The sequence below is a fragment of the Comamonas sp. DB36 genome, assembly GCF_057914905.1.
In genome coordinates, this window is record NZ_CP196631.1 from 4,234,462 (window position 1) to 4,255,000 (window position 20,539).

17 protein-coding genes and 2 rRNA genes (1 of these 19 cut by a window edge) are annotated in these 20,539 nt (G+C 64.6%); 5 read left to right on the forward strand and 14 right to left on the reverse strand.

The genetic code is table 11. From position 1 onward, the window contains the following. Nucleotides 1-31: 31 nt before the first annotated feature. From ACSVDO_RS19830 to ACSVDO_RS19885, 12 genes are all read right to left on the reverse strand, one after another. A complete protein-coding gene (locus tag ACSVDO_RS19830; protein WP_489594206.1) occupies nucleotides 32-1,504 on the reverse strand; it encodes a SulP family inorganic anion transporter in 1,473 nt (490 codons plus the stop codon). Nucleotides 1,505-1,707: 203 nt separating this feature from the next. Then, nucleotides 1,708-2,550 carry a YecA/YgfB family protein gene (locus ACSVDO_RS19835; RefSeq protein ID WP_332538115.1) on the reverse strand — a complete coding sequence of 281 codons (843 nt, stop codon included), beginning with the start codon at nucleotides 2,548-2,550 and terminating at the stop codon, nucleotides 1,708-1,710. Between the two features lie 153 nt (nucleotides 2,551-2,703). Further along, nucleotides 2,704-3,195: a PIN domain-containing protein gene (locus ACSVDO_RS19840; RefSeq protein WP_489594208.1), complete on the reverse strand. Its 492-nt coding sequence runs from the start codon at nucleotides 3,193-3,195 to the stop codon at nucleotides 2,704-2,706. Beyond that, nucleotides 3,192-4,463, reverse strand: a complete 1,272-nt coding sequence (locus ACSVDO_RS19845) for a THUMP domain-containing class I SAM-dependent RNA methyltransferase (protein WP_332538118.1) — start codon at nucleotides 4,461-4,463, stop codon at nucleotides 3,192-3,194. The genes ACSVDO_RS19840 and ACSVDO_RS19845 overlap by 4 nt, the downstream gene beginning before the upstream one ends. A gap of 71 nt (nucleotides 4,464-4,534) precedes the next feature. After that, entirely contained in the window at nucleotides 4,535-6,106 is a 1,572-nt protein-coding gene (locus ACSVDO_RS19850) for an RNA polymerase factor sigma-54 (protein WP_332538132.1), read from the reverse strand. Between the two features lie 43 nt (nucleotides 6,107-6,149). Next, nucleotides 6,150-6,911: an LPS export ABC transporter ATP-binding protein gene (lptB, locus tag ACSVDO_RS19855; protein ID WP_332538119.1), complete on the reverse strand. Its 762-nt coding sequence runs from the start codon at nucleotides 6,909-6,911 to the stop codon at nucleotides 6,150-6,152. Nucleotides 6,912-6,921: 10 nt separating this feature from the next. Beyond that, nucleotides 6,922-7,542, reverse strand: coding sequence for a lipopolysaccharide transport periplasmic protein LptA (lptA, locus tag ACSVDO_RS19860; RefSeq protein ID WP_332538120.1), 621 nt, complete (start codon nucleotides 7,540-7,542; stop codon nucleotides 6,922-6,924). Between the two features lie 164 nt (nucleotides 7,543-7,706). Further along, the gene (locus ACSVDO_RS19865) at nucleotides 7,707-8,357 is read right to left on the reverse strand and encodes a thiol:disulfide interchange protein DsbA/DsbL (protein ID WP_489594211.1); all 651 of its coding nucleotides are present in this window, start codon (nucleotides 8,355-8,357) and stop codon (nucleotides 7,707-7,709) included. A 56-nt stretch (nucleotides 8,358-8,413) separates the two neighbouring features. Further along, on the reverse strand, nucleotides 8,414-9,112 hold the full coding sequence (locus tag ACSVDO_RS19870; RefSeq protein ID WP_489594213.1) for an SPOR domain-containing protein: 699 nt from the start codon (nucleotides 9,110-9,112) through the stop codon (nucleotides 8,414-8,416). A 12-nt stretch (nucleotides 9,113-9,124) separates the two neighbouring features. Beyond that, nucleotides 9,125-10,822 (reverse strand): arginine--tRNA ligase, encoded by a 1,698-nt coding sequence (argS, locus tag ACSVDO_RS19875; RefSeq protein ID WP_332538123.1) that lies wholly within the window; start codon nucleotides 10,820-10,822, stop codon nucleotides 9,125-9,127. Nucleotides 10,823-11,089: 267 nt separating this feature from the next. After that, entirely contained in the window at nucleotides 11,090-11,536 is a 447-nt protein-coding gene (locus tag ACSVDO_RS19880; RefSeq protein ID WP_489594215.1) for a DUF2214 family protein, read from the reverse strand. After that, nucleotides 11,533-12,468 (reverse strand): LysR family transcriptional regulator, encoded by a 936-nt coding sequence (locus ACSVDO_RS19885; RefSeq protein WP_332538125.1) that lies wholly within the window; start codon nucleotides 12,466-12,468, stop codon nucleotides 11,533-11,535. The genes ACSVDO_RS19880 and ACSVDO_RS19885 overlap by 4 nt, the downstream gene beginning before the upstream one ends. Nucleotides 12,469-12,673: 205 nt before the next feature. Between ACSVDO_RS19885 and ACSVDO_RS19890 the strand changes: the two genes are divergently transcribed. The 5 genes from ACSVDO_RS19890 to dhaL all read left to right on the forward strand — a co-directional run bounded on the left by ACSVDO_RS19890 (nucleotide 12,674) and on the right by dhaL (nucleotide 18,213). After that, nucleotides 12,674-14,869, forward strand: coding sequence for a malate synthase G (locus ACSVDO_RS19890; protein WP_332549195.1), 2,196 nt, complete (start codon nucleotides 12,674-12,676; stop codon nucleotides 14,867-14,869). A 137-nt stretch (nucleotides 14,870-15,006) separates the two neighbouring features. Then, nucleotides 15,007-15,234 carry a cysteine-rich CWC family protein gene (locus ACSVDO_RS19895; protein WP_489594217.1) on the forward strand — a complete coding sequence of 76 codons (228 nt, stop codon included), beginning with the start codon at nucleotides 15,007-15,009 and terminating at the stop codon, nucleotides 15,232-15,234. 24 nt (nucleotides 15,235-15,258) lie between these two features. Further along, entirely contained in the window at nucleotides 15,259-15,447 is a 189-nt protein-coding gene (locus ACSVDO_RS19900) for a 4-oxalocrotonate tautomerase (RefSeq protein ID WP_159918343.1), read from the forward strand. A 231-nt stretch (nucleotides 15,448-15,678) separates the two neighbouring features. After that, a complete protein-coding gene (locus ACSVDO_RS19905) occupies nucleotides 15,679-16,464 on the forward strand; it encodes a class II glutamine amidotransferase (protein ID WP_489594219.1) in 786 nt (261 codons plus the stop codon). A 51-nt stretch (nucleotides 16,465-16,515) separates the two neighbouring features. Next, complete coding sequence (gene dhaL, locus ACSVDO_RS19910) at nucleotides 16,516-18,213, forward strand: dihydroxyacetone kinase subunit DhaL (protein WP_489594220.1); 1,698 nt, start codon at nucleotides 16,516-16,518, stop codon at nucleotides 18,211-18,213. Between the two features lie 135 nt (nucleotides 18,214-18,348). Here the strand turns inward: dhaL and rrf are convergent. Together rrf and ACSVDO_RS19920 are read right to left on the reverse strand one after the other, a co-directional pair. Beyond that, nucleotides 18,349-18,461: ribosomal RNA gene (gene rrf / locus ACSVDO_RS19915) — 5S ribosomal RNA — on the reverse strand. Between the two features lie 126 nt (nucleotides 18,462-18,587). After that, nucleotides 18,588-20,539: ribosomal RNA gene (locus ACSVDO_RS19920) — 23S ribosomal RNA — on the reverse strand (it continues 925 nt past the right edge of the window).

Consider the following 20,539-nt stretch of genomic DNA (forward strand, 5'->3'; position numbering starts at 1 on the left):
CGAACCATGAACGGCCTGCGCTAAAAAGCCGTTACTTCACTCTTTCCATCAGTTGCCGGCTGCTGGCACTGAGCCCAGTGACTTCGACAGCGCAGCCATGCGCGCGCAGCCGCTGCACGACTTTCTCCAGCGCGGCCACGGCGGTGATGTCCCAGAACTGCGCGCCGCTGGCATCGATGCGCACCGCGCGCCCTTCGGCGCCGCGCACGTCGAACGCGTCGACCAGCGCATCGGCCGAGGCAAAGAACACCTGGCCCGAAACCGTCCAGGTGCGCGTCCCGGTGCTGTCGTCTGCGCTGCGCACCTGCAGCAGCTGCGACACCTTGGCCATGAAGAACACGCCGCTGAGCAGCACGCCCACGGCCACGCCCACGGCCAGGTTGTGCGTGATCAGCGTCAGCACCACCGTGGCCAGCATCACCGTCGTCGAAGTCTTGGGATGGCGTGCGATCTCGCCTATGCTGGCCCAGTTGAACGTGGCCACCGACACCGTGACCATGATGGCCACCAGCGCCACGACCGGCACCAGCGCCACCCAGGGCTTGAGCAGCACGATCAGCAGCAGCAGGAACACGCCCGCAAACAGCGTCGACAGCCGGCCGCGCCCGCCATAGGTCACATTGCCCACGGCCTGGCCTATCATTCCGCAGCCCGCGATGCCGCCAAAGCAGCTGGCCGCGACATTCGCCAGGCCCAGTCCCGTGCATTCGCGGTTCTTGTCGCTGGGCGTATTGGTCATTTCATCGACCACGGCCGCGGTGAGCACCGACTCGAGCAGGCCCACCATGGCAATGGCAATGGCCGGCAGCAAGATGATGCGCAGCGTGTCCCAGACCAGTGGCACGTCGGGCAGGCCGAACGACGGCAGCGCATCGGGCAGATGGCCCAGATCGGCCACGGTTGCCACCGGCAGGCCCAGGCCCGCGGCCAGCAGCGTCAGCACCAGCACGCAGATCAGCGGTGAAGGAATTGCGGCCAGCGCCGCGAAGTTCAGGCGGCGCGCCATCCAGGGCAGGCCGTAGATCAGCGCCAGCCCCAGCGCCAGCAGCGCCCAGCCCGCGCCGTTGGCCTTCTCCAGATGCGGCAGCTGGGCGCTGAAGATCAGGATGGCCAGCGCGTTGACAAAGCCGGTGCGCACCGAGCTCGAGACGAAGCGCACCAGCAGCCCCATGCGCAGCCAGCCGAACAGGATCTGCACCAGGCCCGCGAGCAGGCCCGCGGCCAGCAGATACGACAGGCCATGCGCGGCCACCAGCGGCGCGGCAACGAGTGCCACCGAGCCCGCGGCCGCCGACACCATCGCCGGGCGCGCGCCCGCGAAAGCGATGACGATGCTGATCACGAACGACGCGTAAAGCCCCACGGCCGGATCGACGCCGGCGACAAACGAGAACGCGATGACTTCGGGAATCAGCGCAAACGTCGCGACCGCGCCGGCCAGCAGTTCACGCGGAATGCTCGGCGCCCATTCGGCGCGCAGACGGGAAAGAAAAGGTGTGGCCATAACGATCAAGGCGCACGCAGCGCCCCCTGCCAAGAACAAGAGAGGCGAGGCACTGGGCACTGCCTATGAAACTGGCGTGCCCCAGGCCAGGGGCACCGAGCAAGCGCCGTCGCGCAGCAAGGGTGCCGTCCCTAGCCGGGCGCCCCCCTCCACCGAAGGATGAGAGGGGGAAGCCGCTTTAGCGGCTCAGGGGGTGCTTTAAATCAAGCCCCGTGGCACTTCTTGAACTTCTTGCCGCTGCCGCAGGGGCAGGCATCGTTGCGTCCGGGCTGCACGCCCTTGACGATGGTTTCCTGGCGCGGGCCCATGCTCTTCCACAGCTGGCGCAGGTCATAGATGCCCCAGATGGCTTCGCCGAACTGCTCCACGCGCGCCTGGCTGGTGCTGGCCGGGCCGTTTTCGTCATACATGCAGACTTCGGGCTTGCCGGTGTCGTCTTCGGTCAGCGCAACGACCGATTCGAGCGCGGCGTCGAGCCACTGCGCGGCTTCCTTGTCGCGCGGAGCGGCCCACTCTTCGGGCCAGTTTTCGACGGCAAACATGAAGCCCAGCGCCCAGACCTGGCCGAACGAAGGAATCTCCTGGCCTTCCATTTCGGCGCGCTCTTCCTCGGGCAGGCTGGCGATCGCGCCGCGCATGTCCATGGCTTCGGGCTGGAAGGTGCGCTCGTCGTCGAGCGTCTTCACGTCGGCGTCCAGCTGCTGGGAAACCTCATCCCAGCGCGCCTGCCACAGCGCCAGGAAACGCTCCTGCTGCTCGATGTCCTTGAACGCTTCGATCTTGGGCAGGGGCTGGCCTGCGGTCACTTCGAGTTCGGCGCCGTCGCCCAGCAGCATGGGCAGGTATTCGGCCGCGGGAATCGCGCGGCGCGTGCAGACCAGGGCCGTGAGGAAGCCGTCGCAGAATTCCCACTGGGGAATTTCCTCGCCGCGCGAGCGCAGGTCTTCGAGAATCAGGTCCAGTTCTTCGAGCGCGTCGCCGTCCAGGGCCGCATCGGCGGCCGCCAGTTCTTCATCGGCGGGAATGGGAGTGTTTTGTTCGGTCATGGTGAAACTTTCGTGGAGGCCGCAGCCATCACAGGAGCGCGACACGGCCGGGGCTGCGCGGGAACGCAGCAAACAATTGCCGGCAGTGTAGCCGCCCGGCATAGTCACAGCCGGGCATGGGAGTATCCCGGCGCGCAATGGCGCCGGGTGGATTCAGCCCGCGAGCGCGGGTTCGGCCTGGGGCGCGAGCAGCAGATTGCCCACGGTGGCGCCGCGCAGCGCCAGGCGCTTGCGCAGCACCAGCACGGCCTTGTCCTTGCTCAGCAGCAAGGCGCGGTGCTGCACCGCAAGCGCGAGAAAGTGCTGGTCGTCGGGGTCCTTGCAGACGATCTGGATCGCGGGCGCCTCGGGCTGATAGTCGACTCCGGCATCGAAGGCCGCGAGCACGCTTGCGCTGCTCAGGCCGTAGAAAGCCAGGCGCGGCGCGATCTGTGGATAACCCAGCACGCGCTCGAGTTCCACGCGCTGCGCGGCATCGGCGATCCAGCGCAGCTCGCCGTTGGCGAGCAAGGCGCGCAGCGGCGCGATTGCCGGGTCGTCAAAGACCAGCAGATCAAGCACCATGTTGGTATCGAGCACCAGGGGACGTGGCACCACGCCGTCAGCGGCCGCATTGCACTGCGGCCAGCGCAGCACGATCTTCATGCCTGGGGCGCTGCGCCGTCGGCGTTCTTGCGCGGCTTGACCGCGCCCTTGATCATGTCGAAGCGGAACATGCGGCATTCGATGGGACCGTTCCACAGCGGCACGCGGCGCGACTCCTTGAGGCGCATCTTGCCGGGCAGCTTGAGGTCGGGCGTGAGCATCCACGCCTGCCAGCCGCTGTAGTTCTTCTTCCAGTGCGAGGCGAGTTCATTGAAGAACTCGACGCCGTCCTCGGTCTGCGCGGTCTCGCGGCCCACCTGCTCCACCTGGCCCATGCGCTCGGCCGCATTGCGGCCCGCGGTGCCGGCCGCGGCGATACGCTCGCCGTAAGGCGGGTTCAGCACCATCACGCCGGGCTGCTCGCTGGGCGGCATGCGCTGCAGCGCATCACCGCCGCGCAGATTCACGGCCCGGGCCACGCCCGCGCGCTCGGCATTGCGTTCGGCGAAATCGACCATGCGGTGCGAGACGTCGGAGCCATAGATGCCCACCGGGCTTTCGCAGATCGCGTCTTCGGCCTGGCGCACGATGGCTTCCCAGACATGGGGCTGGAACGGCACGAGCTTCTCGAACGCAAAGCGGCGCTGGATGCCCGGAGGAATCCTGCAGGCGATCTGCGCGGCCTCGATCACCACCGTGCCGCTGCCGCAGCAGGGGTCGTACAGCGGCTGCGGATTGTCGCCATGCGGGTCCCAGCCGGTGGCGGCAATCATTGCCGCGGCCAGCGTTTCCTTGAGCGGGGCATCGCCCTTGTCTTCGCGCCAGCCGCGCTTGAACAGCGCTTCGCCCGAAGTGTCCATGTAGATGGTTGCCTCGTCCGTGGTCAAGTGCAGGTGCACGCGCACGTCGGGATAACGGGTCTCGACGTCGGGGCGCACGCCGGTCTTGGCGCGGAAGCGGTCGGCGATCGCGTCCTTGACGCGCAGCGCGGCGAAATTCAGGCTGGTCAGCGGGCTGTGCTGGGACGTGACTTCGATCTTGAAGCTCTGGCGCGGAGTGAACCAGATTTCCCAGGCCACTTCGCTGGCCGCGCGGTACAGGTCGTTCTCGTTGCGGTACTGCGAGGTCGACAACTGCACCAGCACGCGCTGCGCGAGCCGGCTGTGCAGGTTGAGCAGCAGCGCATCGCGCCACGAGGCGCGCAGCATCACGCCGCCGCGGCCGACGAGCAGGTCGTGTCCCGTGAGCCCCGTGATACGGTGGGCCTCATCGGCCAGATAGTCCTCAACGCCGGCGGCGCAGGGCAAAAACAGTTGCAGTTGATTCATAGCAGGGGGGCAAGGATACGCGTTTGCCGTGAAGTGCGAACATTCGAGGTCATGTTGCCAGACCCTGGGCGCTACAGCGACTTGCGCAGATTGGCCGGCGCGATCTTCAGCACGTCGCGGTATTTGGCCACGGTGCGGCGCGCGCACTCGATGCCCTGCTCCTTGAGCATGTCGGCCAGCTGGCTGTCCGACAGCGGCTTGAGCGGGTTCTCGGCCGCGACGAACTGCTTGATCAGCGCGCGCACCGCAGTGCTCGACGCATTGCCGCCGGTCTCGGTGCCCAGGCCCGAGCCGAAGAAATACTTGAGTTCATAGGTGCCCATGGGCGTCGACATGTACTTGGCCGTGGTCACGCGGCTGATCGTCGACTCGTGCAGGCCCAGTTCATCGGCGATGTCGCGCAGCACCAGCGGGCGCATCGCGAGTTCGCCATGGGTGAAGAAGTTCTTCTGCCGCTGCACGATGGCCTGCGACACGCGCAGGATGGTGTCGAAGCGCTGCTGAATGTTCTTGATGAACCAGCGCGCCTCCTGCAGCCGCTGCTGCAGTCCCGCATGCCCTTCGCTGCCCTTGTGGCCGCGCAAGGCGTTGGCATAGATGTCGTGCACGCGCAGCCGCGGCATCACGTCGGGGTTGAGCTGCACGCTGAACTGCGGCTGGCCGTCGCCGCTGCTGCGCGCCATCTTGCGCACCAGCACGTCGGGCACGACCAGATTGCGCTCCACGTCGGCAAAGCGCCGGCCGGGCCGGGGCTCCAGCCGCGCGATCAGGGCCATGGCCGCGCGAATGCGTTCGTCGCTCGCGCCGCAGGCCTGCATCAGCCGGCGCACATCGCGCCGGGCCAGCAGGTCCATGGGCTGCTCGCAGATGCGCAGCGCGGTCTGCACGGTCGCGGCGTCGGTGTGTTCGTCATCGCGCGCCGCCAGGTGCTTGAGCTGCAGCGTGAGGCATTCGGCCAGGTTGCGCGCGCCCACGCCCACGGGTTCGAGCGACTGCAGCAGGCGCAGCGCCACGGTGAAATGGTGGACCAGCTCTTCCTGCTCCTCGAGCGCGTCGGGCCCGGCCAGGCCCGCGGCGAGTTCCTCGAGCGGGTCCTCGAGATAGCCATGTTCGTTGAGCGATTCGATCATGAAGCGCAGCGCCGCGCGATCGACATCGCCCAGGCGCAGCGACAGCGCCTGGCGGTGCAGGAAATCGGTCAGCGACTCATGTCCATGTGCCAGATCCTGGGCTTCGGTGTCGTCGTCGCCGCTGCGCGCGCGCGCTTCGCCGCCCCATTCGCTGTCGTCGGGCGCCAGATCGGCGCTGCCGTCGCCTTCCCAATCGGGTGCGGCATCGGCCGCGGCCGTGACTTCGCTGCCGTCGGTTTCGCTGCTGCTGGATTTCTCGCTGGTCGACGCAGTCGATGCGTAGGCGTCGTCGGCATAGTCGTCGCGCTGCGCGGGCACATCGGATTGCGCCAGGCCGAACTCCTCGCGCTCGGCTTCCTCGGTGGTGCGTTCCAGGAACGGATTGTCGTCGAGCATGTGCTCGACTTCCTGGCTCAGCTCCAGCGTCGAGAGCTGCAGCAGCCAGATCGATTGCTGCAGCTGGGGCGTGAGTGCGAGATGCTGCGATACACGTAGAGACAGACCCGGCTTCAACAGCATTCCCCCTCAGACCGACACAAGCTCATGCACATGGCCATCACATCCGGAAGTGCTCGCCGAGGTAGACCCGGCGTACATCGGCGTTTTCCACGATCTCCGCAGGCGTGCCCTGCGCCAGCACATGGCCGTCGCTGATGATGAAGGCGTGATCGCAGATGCCCAGCGTTTCGCGCACGTTGTGATCGGTGATCAGTACACCGATGCCGCGCGCCTTGAGAAAGCCGATGATGCGCTGGATCTCGATCACGGCAATGGGATCGATACCGGCAAAAGGCTCGTCCAGCAGAATGAAGCGCGGCTGGGTCGCCAGCGCACGCGCGATCTCGACGCGCCGGCGTTCGCCGCCCGACAGCGCCAGCGCAGGCGATTCGCGCAGATGGTCAACGCGCAGCTCCTGCAGCAGCGCCAGCAGGCGGCGCTCGATTTCGTCGCGCGTCAGCGGCTTGCCGTCATCGTCGCGCTGCAGTTCGAGCACCGCGCGCACATTGTCTTCGACACTGAGCTTGCGAAAGATCGACGCCTCCTGCGGCAGATACGACAGCCCAAGGCGAGAGCGCTGGTGGATGGGCATGTTGCCCACCGCCTGGCCGTCGATGAAGATGTCGCCGGCATCGCAGCGCACCAGGCCCACGATCATGTAGAACGACGTGGTCTTGCCCGCGCCATTGGGTCCCAGCAGGCCCACGACTTCGCCTTTTTGCACCGCCAGCGAGACGTCCTTGACGACCTTGCGGCTGCCATAGGATTTGGCCAGGTGCTTGACTTCAAGGCGGCTGGATTCGGGCGGGGTTGGGTTCACGGAGCGCGGCTCATTTCTTCGGTTCGATGGTCATGCTGGGACGCAGGTTGGCGGCCGGCGCGGCAGGCGGGGCCGGCGGCTGCTCCTTGGGCGCGAGCACGGCGCGCACCCGCCCTCCCGAAGCCGTGCTGCCGCCGCCTGGCGCACGGGCCTGGCCGTCGACGGTGAACACATCGGTGAGGTTGTTGTAGACGATGACCGCGCCCGTGATCTCGTCGCTCAGCGCCGTGCCGCGGTAGCGGCGCAGTTCGCCGCGGCGTATCAGCTTGACGTTGTCGACCTTGCCGTCGTACTCGATGACTTCGGCCTCGCCTTCGACATACTCATCGGGCTGACCCGGCAAGGTGTCGCGCTTTTGCCGGAAAAACGCGCGCTTGCCCGGTGCCGCGATCACGGTGCCGAACTGATAGCCCTCGGCATCCTGGCGCACGTCGAGCTGCGCGCCGCGCAGCACGATAGTGCCCTTGGTCATCACCACGTTGCCGGTGAAGACACTGGTCTGCTTGAGTTCATCGTGGCGCAGTGCATCGGCCTCGATGTTCATGGGCTTGTTGCGGTCGGCCTTTTCGGCCTGCACCGTGCCGCAGACAAGGGCTGAAAGCAATAGGAGGGGGAGTAGGCGTTTTTTCATGGAGGGCACGAATCTTGCGACCATTGTAGGGCGTGTCACCCATTAATTCGCCACGCCCTGACATGAACCAGGGGATGAAAGGCCGGACAGCCGCAGGCCCGAGCGAAGCGCGCACACAAAAAAGCCCGCGCAAGGCGGGCTGGTGCGGCATGTGCCGGGCGCTATCAGCCCTTGCGGCTCACGGCGATCAGGTGATCGGTCACGCGCAGCACATTGGCCATGTTGCCGGCCATCGTGCCATCGGTGTAGAAGCGCCCGGCCACGCCGATCGAAGGCACGCCTTCGACGTTGTAGTCCTGCTGCAGCTGGGTCGCCTTGCGCACCTGGTTGGACACGGTGAACGAGTTGTAGGCTTCCTTGAACTTGTTCACATCCACGCCCTGCTTGCCGACCCAGGCAAAGATGTCGTCATCCTTGGCCAGGCGGTTGCGCTCGACGTGGATTGCCTGGAACACCTTGGTGTGGACTTCATCGAGCTTGCCCATGGCGAGCAGCGCGTAGTACAGCTTTTGCTGGGGAACGAAGCTGGCATTGAAGCCCACGGGCACGCGCTGCACCACCACATCGGCGGGCGCCGCCGACTTCCAGGCCGCGAACGCCGGCTCGAAAGCATGGCAATGCGGGCAGCTGTACCAGAAGAACTCGATCACCTCGACCTTGCCGGCGCCGGCGGTGGTCGCCACGGGCTTGGACAGCTTGGCGTAATCCTTGCCTTCCTTGAACGCGGCCTGGGCCAGAGCAGGCGTGGCGACAAAGGAAAAAGCGGAAGCGGAAGCTGCCGCAGCGGCAGCCAGAGAAAACTCACGGCGTTTCATGAAACAACACTCCTTGTTCGGTTCTGATAGGTCAGAGGGCGGGCGCGCTAAAAAGTTCAGCGCTGCACCCGCACCAGCGCGGAATCCACGCCCGCGCCTTCGAGCTTGCCCTTGAGCTGCTCGGCGTCATCGCGCTTGGCGAACGGACCTACGCGCACACGAAACACGGTGCGGCCGTTCTGTTCGCGCTCGCTGACCCGCGACTCCCAGCCCAGCATGGCAAGCTTGGCGCGCTGGGCTTCCGCATCGGACGGGCTGCGGAAAGCGCCGGCCTGCACGAAGTAGTTGAAGCTTTCTGCGGCGCTGGCCTCGGCCGACTTGGCCTTGACCAGATCGCCCAGCGGATCGCTGGACGCCGCCGCCTTGGCGTCCGCCTTGGCGTCCGGTTTGGTGCCGGCAGACGTCGTGGCGGTGACCGGTGCCACGGGCTGGCTGGTCGGCACATCGGTAGGCGCCGCGGTCACTCCTGCCGTGGCAGGCGCTGCCACCCCGCCCGTCACCGCTCCGGTCGCCGCATCGGGCGCCGCGGGCACGGTGATGCGCGCCGGGTTCTTGCCGTACAGCGGAGAGTTCGGATCCCAATCCTTGTTCTTCTTGGCCTCGGCCGCATCCTGGTCGGCGTTCTTCGACGATTTGCTGAGGAAAGGAACGGGCACCTTGCTGACATATACCGCCACGCCCAGGGCTGCGCCCAGGCCGACGATGATGCCAAGAATGATGCCGAGAATGGTGCCGCCGCGTTGCTGTTTCTTCATGGTGTGATCGGTTTACATGCGTTCTGGAGCGGACACGCCCAGCACTGCCAGACCATTGTGCAACACCTGGCGGGTCGCGCTGATCAACGCCAGGCGCGCCAGCTTGACGGCCTCGTCGTCGACCAGAATGCGTTCGGCGTCGTAGTAGCTGTGATAGGCAGCGGCCAGATCACGCAGGTAGAACGTCACGTCGTGCGGGGCATTGCCCTGGGCGGCGGCCGTCAGCATGTCGGGGTACTTGGCCAGCTGCAGCATCAGCGCCTGCGCCTGCGGGCCTTCGAGCGCCGACAGGTCCACGCTCTTGAGCTGCGCCGCATCGCCGCCCCAGGCCTTGAGCACCGAGCAGATGCGCGCATGGGCGTACTGCACGTAGTAGACCGGGTTGTCGTTGTTCTGCGCCACCGCCAGATCGACATCGAAGGTGTATTCGGTGTCGGGCTTGCGGCTCAGCAGGAAGAAGCGCACCGCGTCCTTGCTGGTCCATTCGATCAGATCGCGCAGCGTCACATACGAGCCCGCGCGCTTGCTGATCTTGACTTCCTCGCCACCGCGCACCACGCGCACCATGGTGTGCAGCACGTAGTCGGGATAGCCCTGGGGAATGCCCACGTCGGCGGCCTGCAGGCCGGCGCGCACCCGGGCAATCGTGCCGTGGTGGTCCGTGCCCTGGATGTTGATGACCTTGGTGAAGCCGCGCTCCCACTTGGCGATGTGATAGGCCACATCGGGAACGAAGTAGGTGTAGCCGCCGTCGCGCTTGCGCATCACGCGGTCCTTGTCGTCACCGTAGTCGGTCGACTTGAGCCACAGCGCGTCATCGAGCTCGTAGGTGTGGCCGTTGGCGATCAGGCGCTCGACGGTGCGGTCCACGCGGCCCGACGTGTAGAGGCTGGACTCGAGGTAGTACTCGTCGAAGCGCAGGTTGAATGCCTGCAGGTCCTTGTCCTGCTCGTTGCGCAGGTAGGCGACCGCGAACTGGCGGATGTTGTCGAGGTCTTCGACATCGCCGTTGGCGGTGAATTCGCGGTCGTCGGCCTTGACGGTCTTCTTCGCGAGAAAGTCGTTGGCGATGTCCTGGATGTAGTCGCCGTTGTAGAACGCCTTGCTGGCCGGGTTCTCGGGATCGACGGGCCAGCAATCATCGCCGGGCTTGAAACCCTTGGCGCGCAGCTGAGTGCTGTTGGTCAGCGTCTGGATCTGCACGCCCGCGTCGTTGTAGTAGAACTCGCGGTGCACGTCCCAGCCCTGGGTCGAGAACAGATTGCACAGCGCGTCGCCGAGCGCGGCCTGGCGGCCATGGCCCACATGCAGCGGGCCCGTGGGGTTGGCCGAGACGAACTCGACCAGCAGTTTTTCCGCCCGCGAAGGCTGCTGACCGAACGCCTGCGCCGCCGACAGCACTTCGCGCACGATTTCCTGCTTGGCCGCGGGCTTGAGGCGCACGTTGAGAAAGCCGGGGCCGGCAATTTCCAACGCATCGACCCAGCGCGTGAAAGCCGGCGTGGCCATCAGCGCATCGCTGAGCGTCTGCGCCAGTTGTCGCGGGTTCTGCTTGGCGGCCTTGGCCAACTGCATGGCAGCCGTGCAGGCGTAATCGCCGTGCGCAGCCACCTTGGGGGATTCGAAAGCGGCGCGCGCACCGGCGCCGGGCGACAATTTTTCCAGCTCAGCGGCCAGGGCCGCGAGCAATTCCAGTTTGACGGAGAGCATCGCGGGATTTTACGTGCCCGCCCCGCTTTGTGCCGCCCACGCGGATTCGACCGTGTGGCGTATGTGCGTCAGCCGCTGCACACTTGTCGTCCGCGGGCTGCTGCCCGGCCCTCGCCGTTCGTCCTGAGCGGGTTAAGCGAGACGTGCATCGCCAGGCGTTATTTCCCGTTCGTCCTGAGCCAGTCGAATGATGAACGGCCTGGCCTCAAACATCTGGCGCAAAGGCCCCACCAGCGCCGGGCCGCCCCAGCAAAACATCCAATGGGGTCACATCCCCCGCGCCCAGAACACGGCAATGACCGCAATCACCGGCACCAGATGCGCCTGCACCATGATCCAGCGGCGCGTGCGCGCCACTTCGCCGGCATCGGGCAGGGACTGGCCGTCAGCCTGCGCGCGCACCCAGCGGCGGAACGTCAGCGAAGGCTTGATCGACAGCAGTGCGACCAGCACAAACAGCGTCACCTTCACATGGAACAGCGGCTGCGAGACATACCAGGACACGCCCTTGGTGCCCCAATACAGGCGCGCAAGCCCGGTGAGCAGCAGCGCCAGCGCCGCGATCCCGTAGATCAGGTCCAGCCGCGCGAGCCGGCGCACCACTGCGGCGTTCATCCATTCGGCACGGCACAGCGCGGCCTGACTCGACAGAAAGACCACAAGGGTCAGGACAGCGAGCAGGTGCAGTGCTGCGAGCGTGGCTTCAAAGGTCATGGGGCAACTCCGTTTTTCCAGAAATCAGCTTGTTGATAGTGATGTTTCAGGTAGTCGATCCACAGCCGCACGCGCAATGGCATGTGCTTGCGCTGGGGAAAGACCACATAGATTCCGTTGGGCGGTGCGGCAAACTCCTCGAGCACGGGCACCAGCCGGCCCGCGGCGATTTCCGCCTCGACCTCCCAGGTGCTGCGCCAGGCAATGCCCCAGCCGCCCAGGCACCAATCATGCAACACCTGCCCGTCCGAGCAGTCGAGCGGACCGCCCGACTTGAAATGCACGACATCGTGCGTGCTCTGATCGGGCTGGGGAATACGGAATGCCCAGCCGCGCGTCTGCGAAGCGTCGCTCGACAGCGTGAGGCAATCATGCTGCGCCAGTTCGCTGGGATGCGCAGGCGTACCGCGCCGAGCCAGATAGGCCGGCGTCGCCACGCACAGGCGGCGGTTGTCGGCAATGCGCACGCTCACCAGCGACGAGTCGGGCAGGTCGCCGACGCGCACCGCGCAGTCGAAGCCTTCGCCGGCCAGATCCACCACGCGGTCGCTGAGGTTCAGCGAAATGCTGACTTCGGGATGCAGATCGCGAAAGCGCGGCACCAGCGGCGCGACATGGCGCCGGCCAAAGCCCGCGGGCGCGGTGATGCGCAGATGGCCCGTGGCCTTGACGCCGCCGGCCGAGACGCTGGCTTCGGCATTTGCCACGTCCGACAGCAGCCGCTGGCAGTCTTCGAGAAACGCGCTGCCTTCATGCGTCAGCGAGATGCGCCGCGTGGTGCGCACCATGAGCTTGACGCCCAGATGTTCTTCGAGCGCATCGAGCCGCCGTCCCATGATGGCCGGGGCCACGCCTTCGGCCTTGGCCGCGGCCGTGAGGCTGCCCTTGGTCGCCACTGACACAAATGACTCGAACGCCTTGAGTTTGTCCATGCCGGGATTATGGAGACAAAGCCCGGCAGCGACCTGCAGATACCTCTATGTCGCACTGCGCCATGGCCCGCACAGGCACTTTTGCGTAAAAGTCATGAGTTCTGCACTTTTGAAGCGGTTTATAGGCACAAACAATTCAAATACAGTAGCTCCATGTCCTGCGCACGTCGCAGCGTTGCCCCTTTTTCATTCCGAGGTTGATTTCATGACCGATCGCACCACCGTCCACGGCCTGCAGGTAGCCAACGAACTGCACCAATTCATCAATGACCAGGTGCTGCCCGGCACGGGCATTGCGCCCGCGACGTTCTGGCAAGGCTTCGACGCCCTGGTCAGCGACCTGGCGCCGCGCAATGCTGCGCTGCTCGCCGAACGCGATCGCCTGCAGACCGAACTCGACACCTGGCACAAGGCACACCCCGGCCCGATCACCGACATGGCCGGCTACCGCAGCTTTCTGAGCCGCATCGGCTACCTGGTCGAGCCGCCGCAGAACGTGCAGGCCACGACCACGGGCGTGGACGCTGAACTCGCGACCCAGGCCGGTGCCCAGCTGGTCGTGCCCATCCTCAACGCCCGTTACGCGCTCAACGCCGCCAACGCGCGCTGGGGCTCGCTGTATGACGCGCTCTACGGCACCGATGTGATCAGCGAAGCCGATGGCGCCGAAAAGGGCAAGGGCTACAACCCCGTGCGCGGTGCCAAGGTCATCGCCTTCGCACGCAACGTGCTCGACCAGTCGGCACCACTGGCCACGGGCTCGCATGCCCAGGCCAAGCTGTACGCGGTGGTCGACGGCAAGCTCGCGGTCACGCTCGCCGACGGCCAGATCACCGGTCTCAAGGACCCGGCGAAATTCGTCGGCTACCAAGGCAGCGCAGAGGCGCCCTCGTCCGTGCTGCTCAAGAACCATGGCTCGCACCTCGATATCCGCATCGACCGCAGCACGGCCATCGGCAAGTCCGATGCGGCCGGCGTCAGCGACGTGGTGCTGGAATCGGCGCTGTCGACCATCCTCGACCTCGAAGACTCGATCGCTGCGGTGGATGCCGAAGACAAGGTGCTGGGCTACAGCAACTGGCTGGGCATTCTCAAGGGCACGCTGACCGAATCCTTCGACAAGGGCGGCAAGACCGTGACCCGCGGCCTGAACCCCGACCGCGAATACACGGGCGCCGATGGCCAGCCGCTCAAGCTGCATGGCCGCTCGCTGATGTTCCTGCGCAATGTGGGCCACCTCATGACCAACCCGGCCATCCTCTGGGGTGCCGAGGGCAAGGAAATTCCCGAAGGGATTCTCGACGCCATGGTCACCACGGCAATCGCATTGCACGACCTCAAGGGCCTGGGCACGCCGGGCATACGCAACAGCCGCGAAGGCTCGGTCTACATCGTCAAGCCCAAGATGCACGGCCCCGCCGAGGTGGCATTTGCCGACGAACTGTTCGGCCGCGTCGAGCAGGTGCTGGGCCTGCCCGCGAACACCGTCAAGCTGGGCATCATGGACGAGGAACGCCGCACCAGCGTCAACCTCAAGGCCTGTATTGCCGCCGCCGCCGCGCGCGTGGCCTTCATCAACACCGGCTTCCTCGACCGCACGGGCGACGAGATGCACACCGCAATGCATGCCGGCCCCATGGTCCGCAAGGCGGATATGAAGACCAGCGCCTGGCTGCCCGCCTATGAACGCAGCAATGTGCTGATCGGCCTGGGCATGGGACTGCGCGGCCGCGCACAGATCGGCAAGGGCATGTGGGCCATGCCCGACCTGATGGCCGACATGCTGCAGCAGAAGATAGGCCATCCCAAGGCCGGCGCCAACACCGCCTGGGTGCCCTCGCCCACGGCCGCCACGCTGCATGCGCTGCATTACCAGCAGGTCAACGTTGCCGAGATCCAGGCCGAGCTCGAAAAGACCAATGCCGACGCCGCGCGCGACGACCTGCTCGCGGGACTGCTGCAGGTGCCCGTGGTCAAGGAAGCCAAGTGGTCCGACGCCGAACGCCAGCAGGAACTCGACAACAACGTCCAAGGCATCCTGGGCTATGTGGTGCGCTGGGTCGACCAGGGCGTGGGCTGCTCCAAGGTGCTCGACATCCACAACGTGGGCCTGATGGAAGACCGCGCGACGCTGCGCATCTCGAGCCAGCACATCGCCAACTGGCTGCTGCATGGCGTGGTGAGCGAAGCCCAGGTGCGCGCAACGTTCGAGCGCATGGCCGCCATCGTCGACCAGCAGAACGCCGGCGATCCGCTGTACCGGCCCATGGCCGGCCATTTCGACAGCTCCTACGCCTACCGCGCGGCCTGCGATCTGGTGTTCAAGGGCCTGGAGCAGCCATCGGGTTACACCGAGCCGCTGCTGCACGCCTGGCGCCAGAAGGTCAAGGCCGCGGCCTGACCGATTCCAGAACGGGCGCGGCCCTGCGCCCACCCCGTTCGTCCTGAGCCTGCCTCGCCGGCCGCGTCAAAGGATGAACGGCCTGCCCTCAAAATCGTACAGCGCGCATGGCACGGCCAGGCGCCCTACACTGGCGCATGTCCCGCCCTGCGCTCCCCGACCCCACCCGCTGCCCGCTGTGCGGCCGCAGCAACCAATGCGCCGTCATGGCGGCCACGCCGCCCGAAGACTGCTGGTGCATGGGCGCAAGCATCGCGCCCTCCACCCTGGCGCAGATTCCGGACAGCGCGCGGGGCCGGTCCTGCCTGTGCCCGGCCTGCGCCGCGCTGACGCCCGTGCCGACAAGCACCAGTCCACCGATATGATGTTGGTTTTTTCCAGGAGTTGTCATGCCCACGTACCATGTTGAAATGATGGAAGGCCGCACCATCGAACAGAAGAAGAAGCTTGTCGCGGAAATCACCCGCGTGAGCGTCGAAGTGCTGGGCGGCTCGCCCGAGTCGGTCGACATCCTGATCACCGATGTGAAGCGCGAGAACTGGTCCACGGGCGGCGTGCTCTGGTCGGAACGCAGCTGATACGCGACCGCGCTTCTGGTGCAACGCCAGAAGCGCCAACGCCGCCGCTGCCCCGCGGCGGCCCCCATCGCGGCCACTGGCGATGGACATCCGGCAAGGTTTGGCGCCCACACCCTGCGCCGCACACGCACTATCTCCCCGCATTGCACACTTTTCGTGCACAGAAGCCGCTGCTGAAGTTAGGCTATAGGCTCACGCCGCACTTTTTTCTTTGTTTTCCCCGACCTCACCATGTGCCAGCTTCTTGGAATGAATTGCAACACCCCGACCGACGTGCGCTTTAGCTTCAGCGGCTTTGCGCAGCGCGCGGGAAACACCGGTGATCACACCGACGGCTGGGGCATCGCGTTCTTCGAGGAAAAGGGCCTGCGTCACTTCGTAGACCACCAGCGGGCCGTGACATCTCCCGTGGCCCAGCTGATCCGCGAATACCCGATCAAGAGCTGCAATGTCATTGCGCATATCCGCAAGGCCACGCAGGGTGTGACCAGCCTGCAGAACTGCCACCCTTTCGTGCGCGAGCTCTGGGGCCGCAACTGGGTGTTTGCCCACAACGGGGATCTCAAGGAATACGCTCCAAAGCTGCACTCCCATTTCCGCCCCATTGGCGATACCGACAGCGAGCGCGCTTTCTGCTGGATCATGCAGGAGCTGTGGAAATCGCATGCGGGCCTGCCCAGCATCGAGGAATTGACCCATACGCTGCGCGATCTCGCGGCCAGGATCTCACCCCACGGCACCTTCAACTTCCTGCTGTCCAACGGCGAAGCGCTGTGGGCACATGCAACGACAGCGCTGTGCTACACCGAGCGCCGCCACCCCTTTCCCCAGGCCCAACTCGCGGATGAAGATCTGAGCGTCGACTTCGCGCACGAAACCACGCCCAACGACCGCGTCGCGATCATCGTCACCGCACCGCTGACCAAGAACGAGGAGTGGACACACTTTCGTACCGGAGAACTCAAGGTCTTCGTCGACGGCGCCTGCCTCACACCGCCGCAGAGCGGCGCGGCCTGACCCCTCTGCCCGCGCGCGCCGGGCCGGCGACAAAGACCTCTGAAAGCTTTCATGAAAAAACTCATCAACAGCGTTCTCGACGTCGTCCCCGACATGCTCCAGGGGCTGGCCTTGTCCCAACCCGCAATCCAGTTGCTGCAAGGCCAGAACATCGCGCTGCGCGCCGATGTCGATGCGCTCAAGGCCCGCCATGAAGTCGCGCTGGTCTCGGGCGGTGGCGCGGGGCACGAGCCCGCGCATGCGGGCTTCATCGGGCCGGGCCTGCTCACGGCAGCCGTGGTCGGCGACGTCTTCACGTCTCCCAGCGCCGACGCGGTGCTCGCCGCGATCGAAGCCGTCGCCAATCCTGCGGGCGTGCTGCTGATCATCAAGAACTACACCGGCGACCGCCTCAACTTCGGCCTCGCGGCCGAAATCGCGCGCAGCCGCGGCATTGCGGTGGAAACCGTGGTCGTAGCCGACGATGCAGCGCTCAGCGCGCGCGGCGAACACGCGGGCCGGCGCGGCCTCGCGGGCACGGTGCTCGTGCACAAGGTCGCGGGCGCTGCCGCAGCCGCCGGCAAGTCGCTGGCCGAAGTGCACGCTGCGGCAATGCACGCCGCCCAGGCCGTGAGCACCATGGGCGTGGCGCTGTCGCCTTGTACCGTTCCCGCCGCAGGCAAGCCCAGCTTCACTCTGGGCGACGACGAGATCGAGCTGGGCCTGGGCATTCATGGCGAGCCCGGCGTGCAGCGCGCCCCGCTGGCGCCGGCTCGCGTCCTGGTCGAACGCATTCTCAACGTGCTGCTGCAGGACCAGAACATTCAGGCCGAAGAGCGCGTGGCGCTGCTGATCAACAACCTCGGCGGCACGCCCGCCATGGAAATGGCCATCGTCACGCAAGCGGCGCTGCACCATCTGGCGCAGCGTGGCATCCATGCCGAACGCGCCTGGACCGGCACCTTCCTCTCGGCGCTTGAAATGAGCGGCGTATCGCTGTCGCTGATGCGGCTCGATGCGCCGCTGCTGGCCGCACTCGACGCGCCGGCCGAAGCCAGCGCCTGGCCTGCGGCCCACCAGGGCCTGATCGCCAACCCAGGGCGCATCACGCGTGCCGGCGCCGGATCGCTGTCATCGGATACCGCCGGCTACGCCGTAGCGCAGGCCGCCGCACGGCCCGGGCTGAAGCATGCCATCACCCAGGTGCTCGACACGCTGGAAGCGGCCGAGCCCGAGCTGACCCGTATGGACCAGGTGGTCGGCGATGGCGACCTGGGCATCAGCCTGAGCCGCGGCGCCCAGGCCCTTCGCCAGGCCCTGCCCGGCTACCCACTGTACGATCTGCCCGCAACGCTGCGCGCCATGTCGGCCACGCTGCGCAGAGTCCTTGGCGGCACCTCGGGACCGCTGTATGCCATCGGTCTGCTGCGCGCCGCCCAGTCACTGCAGAACACGCCCGGCGACGGTGCTGCGGCCTTGCGCGCGGCAACCCAGGGCATCATGGAAGTGGGTGGGGCGCGCCAGGGCGATCGCACCATGCTCGATGCCTTGATCCCCGCAGCGAGGGCCTGGGAAGACGCGGCCGGGCTGCCGTTGGCGCAGGCCCTGCAGCGCGCGGCCGACGCCGCGGAACAAGGCTGCGCGGCCACCGCCGAGGTCGTTGCACGCCGCGGGCGCTCCAGCTATCTCGGAGAGCGTGCATTAGGCCACCCTGACCCGGGCGCCAAGGCCGTCGCGCTGTGGCTTCAGGCGCTGGCCAACAGCTGCTGAAAGCGCTGGGCCTGACAAACGAAAAAGAGAGCGCGCAGCGCTCTCTTTTTTTGTCTTCATGGAAGTCCGGATTTTGCGCCGGAAAAAACAAAACCCCCAGGCCTTTGGGGCGCTGGGGGTTTGCTTGCTGTAAGAGCCTGACAATGACCTACTTTCACACGGGAACCCGCACTATCATCGGCGCAAAGTCGTTTCACTGTCCTGTTCGAGATGGGAAGGAGTGGTGCCAACTTGCTATGGTCATCAGGCATAACTTTTTGCTTCGGCGCTCAGTTTGTCGAGCGCTTAGGCGAATTCATAGAGACTGAAATCAGATTATATTTGATTGCGACTTGGCATAACTAGTCTTCAATCCGCTTTGGGATCAAAGTTATAGGGTCAAGCCTCACGAGCAATTAGTATTGGTTAGCTTAACGCATTGCTGCGCTTCCACACCCAACCTATCAACGTCCTGGTCTCGAACGACTCTTCAGGGGGCTCAAGGCCCCGGCAGATCTCATCTTGAAACGAGTTTCCCGCTTAGATGCTTTCAGCGGTTATCTCTTCCACACTTAGCTACTCGGCAATGCCACTGGCGTGACAACCGATACACCAGAGGTGTGTCCACTCCGGTCCTCTCGTACTAGGAGCAGGCTTCCTCAAATCTGCAGCGCCCACGGAAGATAGGGACCAAACTGTCTCACGACGTTTTAAACCCAGCTCACGTACCTCTTTAAATGGCGAACAGCCATACCCTTGGGACCGACTACAGCCCCAGGATGAGATGAGCCGACATCGAGGTGCCAAACACCGCCGTCGATATGAACTCTTGGGCGGTATCAGCCTGTTATCCCCAGAGTACCTTTTATCCGTTGAGCGATGGCCCTTCCATACAGAACCACCGGATCACTATGTCCTGCTTTCGCATCTGCTCGACTTGTCAGTCTCGCAGTTAAGCACGCTTATGCCATTGCACTATCGTCACGATGTCCGACCGTAACTAGCGTACCTTCGAACTCCTCCGTTACGCTTTGGGAGGAGACCGCCCCAGTCAAACTGCCTACCATGCACTGTCCCCGATCCAGATAATGGACCAAGGTTAGAACCTCAAACACACCAGGGTGGTATTTCAACGTTGGCTCCATGAGAACTAGCGTCCTCACTTCAAAGCCTCCCACCTATCCTACACAGATCTGTTCAAAGTCCAATACAAAGCTACAGTAAAGGTTCATGGGGTCTTTCCGTCTTTCCGCGGGGAGATTGCATCATCACAAACATTTCAACTTCGCTGAGTCTCTGGAGGAGACAGTGTGGCCATCGTTACGCCATTCGTGCAGGTCGGAACTTACCCGACAAGGAATTTCGCTACCTTAGGACCGTTATAGTTACGGCCGCCGTTTACTGGGACTTCAATCAAGAGCTTGCACCCCATCATTTAATCTTCCAGCACCGGGCAGGCGTCACACCCTATACGTCCACTTTCGTGTTTGCAGAGTGCTGTGTTTTTATTAAACAGTCGCAGCCACCGATTTTTTGCAACCGCTTTGGGCTCCCCTTGTACAGGATCACCTACTTGCGGCATACCTTCTCCCGAAGTTACGGTATCAATTTGCCGAGTTCCTTCTCCAGAGTTCTCTCAAGCGCCTTAGAATACTCATCTCGCGCACCAGTGTCGGTTTGCGGTACGGTCGTGTGTAGCTGAAGCTTAGTGGCTTTTCCTGGAAGCTGGGTATCACTCACTTCGTCTGCAAGCAGACTCGTTATCACCCCTCATCTAAGCCCGGCGGATTTGCCTACCGGGCACGACTACAGGCTTGAACCAACATATCCAACAGTTGGCTGAGCTAACCTTCTCCGTCCCCACATCGCACTACACATCGGTACAGGAATATTGACCTGTTTCCCATCAGCTACGCATCTCTGCCTCGCCTTAGGGGCCGACTCACTCTACGCCGATGAACGTTGCGTAGAAAACCTTGCGCTTACGGCGAGGGGGCTTTTCACCCCCTTTAACGCTACTCATGTCAGCATTCGCACTTCTGATACCTCCAGCATCCGTCACCAGACACCTTCACAGGCTTACAGAACGCTCTCCTACCACGTGCAATAAATTGCACATCCGCAGCTTCGGTAACTGGCTTAGCCCCGTTACATCTTCCGCGCAGGACGACTCGATCAGTGAGCTATTACGCTTTCTTTAAATGATGGCTGCTTCTAAGCCAACATCCTGACTGTTTTAGCCTTCCCACTTCGTTTCCCACTTAGCCAATTTTAGGGACCTTAGCTGGCGGTCTGGGTTGTTTCCCTCTTGAGTCCGGACGTTAGCACCCGGTGCTCTGTCTCCCAA